This window comes from Yoonia sp. R2-816 (genome assembly GCF_046762905.1).
Lineage (GTDB): Bacteria > Pseudomonadota > Alphaproteobacteria > Rhodobacterales > Rhodobacteraceae > Yoonia.
Genome location: NZ_JBKQXN010000323.1, coordinates 1 through 2829, shown reverse-complemented (window position 1 = coordinate 2829; position 2829 = coordinate 1). Strand labels below are relative to the sequence as shown.

Annotated in this window: 2 protein-coding genes and 1 pseudogene; all 3 read right to left on the bottom strand. The window is 49.5% G+C overall.

What is annotated here, in order from left to right; genetic code table 11:
- Nucleotides 1-384: 384 nt before the first annotated feature.
- Nucleotides 385-915 carry a hypothetical protein gene (locus ACFWW2_RS22035; RefSeq protein ID WP_393931901.1) on the bottom strand — a complete coding sequence of 177 codons (531 nt, stop codon included), beginning with the start codon at nucleotides 913-915 and terminating at the stop codon, nucleotides 385-387.
- Between the two features lie 115 nt (nucleotides 916-1030).
- Nucleotides 1031-2320: a DUF6161 domain-containing protein gene (locus tag ACFWW2_RS22030; protein WP_393931899.1), complete on the bottom strand. Its 1290-nt coding sequence runs from the start codon at nucleotides 2318-2320 to the stop codon at nucleotides 1031-1033.
- Nucleotides 2321-2696: 376 nt separating this feature from the next.
- Nucleotides 2697-2829 (bottom strand): annotated as a pseudogene (locus tag ACFWW2_RS22025) (IS30 family transposase); the annotation flags it as partial.

Sequence of the window (2829 nt, the reverse complement as noted above, 5' to 3'; positions counted from 1 at the left end):
TCAACTGCACCCGCAAGCGCTCTTTCTCCATAGTCTGATCCCAGACACCGCGGCTTCGTCCTTCCGAGGTTTGTCAACGCGGGCCGCACGCCTCGCCGGAAGGAAAGGTTGCACCCCGGCCCGCATCGAAAAACCTTCAGGGAAGCGGAAGTTAGTTGCTGTTGGGAGTGGCACAGCTCCAACGTGCGAAAGCGGACATAGGAACCCGCTTACGAAATTCGGAAAAATTGGAGTGCCTCCTTTTGGCACTTCGATGATCGCGGTCCCAGAGATCTGATCAAAATGGTGATGATTGTTATGATGGTTGCCGTCAAGCTGTTCATGATTTCGATTCGGCCACCCGCTGAATCAAGTGACTTTCTGATACGCCTAAGGAGGTTCGGTTCAAGGGCGAACCTCTACCGTCATTGTGTTTATTGCTCTTTGCAGTTCCGCCATCTCGGAGCTTCCTAAGAAAATCGGCCCCCTTTTTGATGGCCATGACAGGACGCTCAACTTAGTTACGTTTTTATCAGCGATGCCATTTGCGTGCACAATCCATTGTCGAATTCTTCGCAGGTCGCCCATCAAGTCACAGGCGAGTTCGTTCTTTTTACAATCTAGTTCTGAGGCGATCTGCGCTCGATAGTGATCTTCCCAAAGTCCGTACAAAATTGCCACCACGCCTTGTGCAATCATTTGGCTGAAAGGGCCATCTATCTCCATTCCAGCAAGAGCCAGCTTAGTTGGGATTTCTGACCAGGCTTCTCGGTTGAGATCTTTTGCACCAATCTGAAACATGCCGTTGGGGTTCAGACCCTCCAACTCTAAGAGACTGGCGCGCAAGTCTTTCATTCCGACGCGGCTCATCGAGTACGCGGTGTAGTATCCGTGGGTAAGCTTCTTAAACTGGATCAGTTTTTTGGGCTGTGCCATTTTGGATGCTCTTTTCAGAAGAGGTCGTAGGTTTGACCTTCGAAGCCTCGTGTTTATCAAGCGCGCTCAGAAACTCGCCGAGAATTGGCGCATAAATGCGTCCCCCCACAACGTTCTATTTATTCCGGTCTAACGCCTTGGAAAGCAGTGAAGCCACGCCGAAGTCTGGTCCACCTTCATCTTTGATTATGCCGTCTTGTGTTGGGCGGAACAGCGATTGAAGCACCACAGACTCATGCTCTTGCGTTACCTGGTCACCTTTCAGCAATGACAAATACGTCTCCGCAAATGCTCGCCTTTCCCGAGCATCTAAAGCTAGGTGACGTTCACTCAAATGAATCTTCATCTGAAATCTCAGGTACCAGAGCCACACCGTCGAGACGAGTAAAATCATCGAGATCGTTAAGGGGCCCTTTGGCGAAAGCCTATCGCATGACGGTTCAAACCCAATTGTGCAGCTCGCGGGAACAAATGATTTGGCTATGTGGTCATCGAAAACGACCGCTACCAAAAACGCCGCAAGACCAAGTAGCAACGAAGCGCACACGAACCATAGCCACGCAGTTCTTGCGTTTTGTGTGTGTTCGTCTTGCCGCTCCTGCCAAAGCTCGACCGGGCGTTGAATGCGCAGATGTAGATTGAAAGCTTTCTGCAGTCCCGTGAATTCCTCTTCACGATTGCGTTCTGCAGCTTTCGATAGCTTGGCCTGAGACCTGTATGCTTTGAGAATTCGCTTGTGGACTGAGCTGAATTGTCTAGTCAGCTCTTCACTTGTATTGTCAGCCTTCAACCTGAGGTCTTCCTCAAGTTGACTAATTCGCTCAGATGAAGCGCTTGCTTCGACCGCAGCCTGCCTGACTACGGCTACTTCTCTTTCTACTTCAGCAGCGGCTTTTTCAATGCCAATCTCGGGTATGGCAACCACGTCTGCAAAACTGGACTTCACCGCACCATAATATGCACCAAGTTCAGCATGACTGCTCATTGCCGGTATAGATATTTTTTTTACGGAAATTAGGTACCCGATAAGGAGCCTTAGAGCTTCCTCTGTTCTTCCACCGTCAAAATGAATTTTTGCCGCCTTGGAAAGGTTTGAGTTAGATTTTGGTGCGAAGCCAAGATTGCTTTCTATCTCGTTTTTTAAGCTTTCAAACTCTTCGGTAAATTGTCGCCCATCAACAGCATCCAGACGCGTGTAAATGCTGTTCCAAAGACCTGACATCTCGTTAACGGCCTGAATATGAGATCTGCTTTGGGATGCGACATTCTGGTTCTTAAATTCATCCAGATTAAACACACCGAAGCTCGTCCAAAAATCGCGCTCATAACCTATTCTTGCTTTCAATTCGGTGTAGGACTCGGCCTCAATGCAACCAAATGGTACTTCAATTGTAAACTTTGCCAACCTTAACCCGTCCATTTTCAATGCAGAGAAGAATGATTGTTACGCATATATTAGCTCTGCCGAGTTGTCTCGCCCTTTTTTCACCCAGATTATACATGCCTAGCTATGTTTTGGCGTTTCCAGCCGATCATGATCTAAGTGACCGCGAGCACTAGAGTGGCGATTTGCGAACTTCAGCCTGTTCATTTTGAATGTCAGAAAAGTCCGCGTTGTGGTCGCCTAGCCGTCTTCCTATTTGGTGCCTGTGGAGAAGGTCCGCTATGCGGGCTGCAGCCGCAGCATCCTGATATCTGATTGAGTGACCACTATGGGCCGGGCATGCCTCGGAAGTTGGCCGAACTTTGCAGTTTTGCAGTGTCCGCTTTCTGCGGCGATCTCAACCGGTCGACGCAACACACTCGGCGAACTTCTCCGCTGGCGTTTGATATTGCAAGGTCTTGCGCGGTCGTTCGTTGAGTTGCCTTGCGATAGCGCTGAGTTTTGCTTGGGAATGGGCGGATAGGTCGGTT

What these genes read in the sequence shown, in the direction of transcription:
- ACFWW2_RS22035 (WP_393931901.1), bottom strand. Translation starts at nt 915, where the DNA reads ATGGCACAGCCCAAAAAACTGATCCAGTTTAAGAAGCTTACCCACGGA.